The sequence below is a fragment of the Candidatus Desulfatibia sp. genome, assembly GCF_036446775.1.
In the GTDB taxonomy this organism is placed as follows: Bacteria; Desulfobacterota; Desulfobacteria; order Desulfobacterales; family UBA11574; genus Desulfatibia_A.
Window position 1 is genome coordinate 1 of record NZ_JAZFTO010000160.1, and the last position, 5,464, is coordinate 5,464.

General features: G+C 45.2%; 5 protein-coding genes. 3 read left to right on the plus strand and 2 right to left on the minus strand.

The genetic code is table 11. The features are described from left to right. Nucleotides 1-217: 217 nt before the first annotated feature. Nucleotides 218-796 (minus strand): class I SAM-dependent methyltransferase, encoded by a 579-nt coding sequence (locus tag V3S16_RS07915; RefSeq protein ID WP_413884135.1) that lies wholly within the window; start codon nt 794-796, stop codon nt 218-220. 940 nt (nt 797-1,736) lie between these two features. On the opposite strand from V3S16_RS07915, the gene V3S16_RS07920 reads away from it, so the two are divergent. The 3 genes from V3S16_RS07920 (at nt 1,737) to V3S16_RS07930 (ending at nt 3,331) form a co-directional block, all read left to right on the plus strand. After that, nucleotides 1,737-2,642 carry a radical SAM protein gene (locus V3S16_RS07920; RefSeq protein WP_413884136.1) on the plus strand — a complete coding sequence of 302 codons (906 nt, stop codon included), beginning with the start codon at nt 1,737-1,739 and terminating at the stop codon, nt 2,640-2,642. 126 nt (nt 2,643-2,768) lie between these two features. After that, complete coding sequence (locus tag V3S16_RS07925) at nt 2,769-3,023, plus strand: type II toxin-antitoxin system Phd/YefM family antitoxin (RefSeq protein WP_413884137.1); 255 nt, start codon at nt 2,769-2,771, stop codon at nt 3,021-3,023. Nucleotides 3,024-3,028: 5 nt separating this feature from the next. Next, entirely contained in the window at nt 3,029-3,331 is a 303-nt protein-coding gene (locus tag V3S16_RS07930) for a type II toxin-antitoxin system RelE family toxin (protein WP_413884138.1), read from the plus strand. 771 nt (nt 3,332-4,102) lie between these two features. On the opposite strand, the gene V3S16_RS07935 is transcribed toward V3S16_RS07930, so the two are convergent. After that, nucleotides 4,103-5,224 carry a Fic family protein gene (locus V3S16_RS07935; protein ID WP_413884139.1) on the minus strand — a complete coding sequence of 374 codons (1,122 nt, stop codon included), beginning with the start codon at nt 5,222-5,224 and terminating at the stop codon, nt 4,103-4,105. Between the last annotated feature and the right edge of the window lie 240 nt (nt 5,225-5,464).

Here is a 5,464-nt window from a genome sequence, read left to right on the forward strand (position 1 = left end):
ACTAATTTGAAAGCATCCCCTTTATCCTGCTTGTCCCGCTTGCCCCGTAGCTCCCCGTGGAATTACCGGGACAGGCCGGCAGATGGTACCGGGGTTAAATCTCTTGTTCTTTACGGTTTGCGGGACGTACATAAAATTATAAGTTTCTGTATTAACCTTTAGATTTATTTGGTAAATATGACTTCATTTTCATTGTACTAATTTGAAAGCATCCCCTTTATCCGGATTTATCCAGAACATAACTCATCCAGACAGCCCCGCTGCCGGTTTTGGAGGCAGACTTTGAAAAGTCACGGACCTCGAAACCGAGGGTGTCGAACAACTCTCGGGCCTCAGGGTCCTCCCACAGATAGGAAATTCTGCCATCTGCGTGGGTCCGGTCTCCGCAGCCCTCTTTTAACGTGATTAATACACTTCCATTCTCAGGTATTGCTGCTGTTATGTTTTTAAAAACTTGAGCAAATCTTTCGTAGGGTGTCTGCACCATAGCGCCGACAAGCATGACAGCGTCTACGAGGATTGTGGAAAAATCGTATGTCTCGAAATCTTCCTCGATGACCTCACACCCGGCATTCTCCCGGGCAAGTTCCGCCAGCTCGGGAGAGCGCTCAAAGCCGATGACATCAAAACCTTCATTCTTCATCCATAGTAGATCACGGCCGCTGCCGCACCCCACATCCAGAATAAAGGCTTCGGCCGGCAGCCGCCTGGCCAGAGGCTCTAAAAACGATGATGGGTCGATTGAAAAAGTCTTTTGGTGATACGCTTTGTAATTTTTTTTATAAAAGTCAGTCATTTTAACCAATCTTTATATTTAACCGCAGATTACCCCAGTGAAATACGCCCCAGTACGATTTTCCGAACCTACGGGGTAAACTGCGCTCCTCATTGGCATGAATTGCACGGGGCAGGCACAGATTAACGCAGATTATCTTCATTTACCGGCATTCAACTTGAGGTGCCAAATTGGCACCTTAAAAACTTCCGACCTTTCTTTACTATGTCATGCTTTTGAGGTCACAGTTTGTGATCTCAAGTTGAACTTCCGGGAACCTCAAAAAGATAAAGCCCTTCTTAGCATTCTTGCGCAAATAAGGGCTTTTATTATTTGTAGAGCCATAGAGCCCCCTATTTAAGATGTTTAGATCGCGTGGTGCCGGAAAAATTAATGCTTGACCTTAAATGAAATGTTTAAAAAAATCAATGGTTAGTTTGACTTGTTTCACGCCCCTGTTAAATACGCCCCAGTACGATTTTCCGAACCTACGGGGTAAACTGCGCTCCTCACTATCGTGAATTTCACTGGGCAGGCAAAGGCGCTAAGGCGCTAAGAGATTTATTAGCCACCCCAGTACCATCTGTCGGCCTGTCCCGGTAGTTCCACGGGGAGCTACGGGGCAGGCCAAGGCGCTAAGAATCTATTTAAAGCTGGAAAAGGGGGGGCTACTTTTGACCCTATTTTAATACTGTCTTGCTTTGCCGCCGCTTACCGGGTCCAGTTATCCCGGTGTAACCAAAATGGAGTTGTCATAAACCGAATATGGCTTGTTCCTGCGTTTCATGCTACATATTGACGGCTTCGTCAAAAGTCCGATTTCTGCGTTGCGCTTCATTCCGTGTTCACTGCGGCGTGCATAAGTACGCCTCATTCCACGAAATTCGCGACGTCTTGAACTCGAACTTTTTACTTAGCCATCTCTAATTGAATTCGTGACTTTTTACGAGAAGATTTAAATATGCGCAAATTAGCTTTTGGATACTCAACCAAATGCAATATCAGGTGCGAGCACTGCGTGGCCACGGAAGATCTTTCTGTTGGCAGGAAGATGGATCATGATAAGGCAAAAGAGATCATTGTCGAGATGGCCCAGGCAGGTGTTGGCGGAATAAGTTTTTCCGCTGGTGAACCGTTTCTGTATTTCAATAAAATTACAGAGCTTGTGAAACTGTGCAGCCAAATCGGAATATATACGAGAATTGTTACCAACAGTTTTTGGGCAAAGACAGCAGAGTCTTCCGACCGCCTTGTTTCAGAACTGAAAAAAAATGGGCTTTGCCAATTGAGATTGAGTTACTCAAAGTGGCACCAGAAAAATATAAACAGGCACAATGTGTTGAATGCGGCACTCAGCTGCCAAAAGATCGGATTGAATTATTTTATTTCATTTATTACCGATTTTTCCAAAGAAGACGATCAGCATGAACAGTTTCTGCGTAATCATTGCCTCACGTTTTTCCCCGAACCCGTCATCTATGCAGGTCGTGCGGAGTCTTTCAAACGCAGGAGTATTTTGACCGATTATCAGGCAAACTGCTGCGACATGAACCCCTATCTTACTCCGGATCTTGACATGTACGCCTGTTGCGATGCGGGGAGCCATTTCCCGGAAACAAATTTTTTTTACCTTGGGAACCTGAACGACAATACGATGGAACAGCTTTTTACTAAAAGTGAAACAGACCGGTTGCACAACCTCATTAGAACCATGGGGATAACAAATATCGCATCCTTTACCGGTATGAAGGCACGCGAGATCATAACCTATAGTAAATGCGAACTGTGCCGGAAACTGTTCAACTCCCCTGAAACTCTAACAAGGCTGCGGACTGAAGTGTCGCAACTGGCAGCCTGGAGCCGATGATAAACGGGTTGAAGTCACTCCGCAATCCAAACTGAAACTTATTTTGCTTTAAAACGTTTGTTGACATCTTTAACACCTATTATTATAGTAGACCAAAATATTGGTCGACTAAAAAAGAGGTCTATCATGAAAATTTTATCGTTATCTGAGGTTAAAATTAAACTCAGCCAACTCGTTGAAGAAGTGAACACCATGGATGAAGAAATTGTGATCACCAAAAACGGAAGACCTGCGGCTGTACTGATTAGCCCTGATGAATACGAAGGTTGGAAAGAAACCATAAAAATAAAATCTGATCCGGATCTTATGAAAGAAATTAAACAAGGCCTTTTGGCATTGAAAAAGAAAAGCAAAATCTATACTCTTGATGAACTGATGTAAGTGAAATGGCATCTCCCCCAAAGACGTTGTTTAAGGTCAGAGTTCCGGATGACGTTGCTGAAACGCTACGAGGCTTGCACCCAGAGCTAAAACGAAAGGTGAAATTTGCCTTAAAGAACATCCTGTCTGATCCTCATTCCGGCAAATCCCTCAAAAATGATCTGAAAGGGTTACATAGTTACAAGGCCGGCAGACTTCGAATTATTTATCGAATTGCTTCCAAGCGTGTTGCTGAAATTGTCGCAATTGGTCCCCGCAGAAAAATTTACGAAGAAACATATTTCCATGTAAGAAAAGATACAAAGTAAGGACATCGTGAGGACATCAGTGGCTTCCGGGCCCCTTAGATTATAAGTTTCTGTCTTAACCTTTGATTTATTTGTAACTTGTCAGTTGTTATTTGTCAGTTGTTATTTGTCAGTTGTTATTTGTCACTTGTTATTTGTCACTTGTCATTTGTCACCTTTCACCTGTCACCTCGGCGCGACGTAGCACTGCGTAGGTGTGAACGGGGTCAAACCTTGATCAGTGATTAGTACAAATTATCATACGATATCAATATGTTGTTGGCGACGTGGGCCTAATTTTATTCCTTTAAACGGTATCAGCATCATTCAATCACACTGTCGGGATCTCGGTCATGCAATTTAACTATTTTTTTGGTGCTACCTAACTAATAAAGAACTTCAAGGGAGATAGTTGACCATATAGACTTAATCTCTATCCCCATCAGCATGTTTTGTCCGGAACATAGCTCATCCAGACAGACACAGACTTCAATTATTATCCACAGATTACACAGATTACACAGATGCACACAGATATTATCCACAGATTACACAGATGCATACAGATTGTTTTCATTTACCGGCATTCAACTTGAGGTGCCAAAATGGCTCCTCAAGTTTTGAAATTCTTCTTTTGTGAGCTCAAGCATAAAATGCTTAAAACTTTTTTAAAACAACGTATCCACAGGCGTGAGCAAAAACTCTTCCAACGGGATACCCTGGTTGCCGACGAGAAGTTTTCTTGCAGCAGGAAACTGTTTTGAGAATTCGGCAATCCCTGGTAGTCTCGGTTTAAGCGTTATCCGGCCATATGAGATCGTAGCTGGAGCTGCGGCCCTTGGGCGGGTTCTGTTTCAACACCTGTTTTTTAACCATGTCGGCTATCTCTCTAAAAGCGGTAGCCCGGCTGACCTTTGCCATGGACACATATTTCCGGGTCGTCAGGCCGCCTTCAAAACCCCCGGGGCCGGCATCCAGCAACCGGTTGGTGACCTTTAGCTGGCGCTCATTTAATTGGGTTTGCCCGTGCCGTTGCCAGAACCGGGCCTTTGCCAGCACATTTGAGATCAGTCTTTCTGAATGCTCAACCGCCCTTTCAAAACATTCCAGAAACCACACCAGCCATTCGGTAATATTACCGTTTCCTTTCTGGCATTGCTCCAGCACCCGGTAATATTCATCCCTTTCGGCCATAATCCGTGTCGACAGGCTGTAAAAGCGGGACCCGAGCTTTTCATCCTGTGCCAGCGCCATATCGGTCAGGGCCCTGGCGGTTCGGCCGTTACCATCTTCAAACGGATGAATGGTGACAAACCTGAAATGGGCGATTGCGGCTCGTAACAGCCCTTCGATATTTTTCGATCCTTTTTCCCACCAGCGGAGGAAATCTTTAATCTCGCTATCCAACCGGTCTGAAGGCGGCGCCTCAAAGTGAACTTTCTCCCGGCCCACCGGGCCGGATACCACCTGCATTGGCTCCGGACCTCGCCATTGGCCGACTCGTATCTTACGGAGGCCTGAATAACCGGTAGGGAAGAGGGCGGCCTGCCAGGCCATCAGCCTTTCTGTTGTAAGCGGCTGATCATAATTGGCGGTGGCATCCAGCAGCACATCCACCAGGCCATCGGTAGATCGATTCGCAGCCGGCAAACCGGCTGTCGGCAATCCCAGGCGCTTTGCTACCGATGACCTTACCGAATCTCTTTGCAGCGTCTGGCCTTCAATCGCAGCGGTTTTAACGGTTTCTTCAATTAAAATTTCCGCTCTGGCTTCGTTGCTGAATTTCAAGCCTAGGGCATCCACTTTGCTCAATAGCCTGCCCTGATGCATGCGTGCCTGTCCAAGGGGTTTAACCAGTGGATCACTGTTCCATGTGAACTCCGCCCAATTTTCATTTTGCCACACATAACGCATTACATCCCTCTAATCGCTTCATGATTTAAAGCGATTATATCCGTTATTCGCTTCAAAAGCAAACATTTTAACCAATACTTATCAGACAGGATCTACGGGATCTTCAGGATTTACTTATAATTTTCACAGTTTCCTGCCTCCGGCTCGTAGAGCCTACGCCTCGGAGAGATGAAACTGTATTTGCCTCCGGGACGTACATAAAATTATAAGTTTCTATTTTTCTTCAGCACTTTCCCTTGT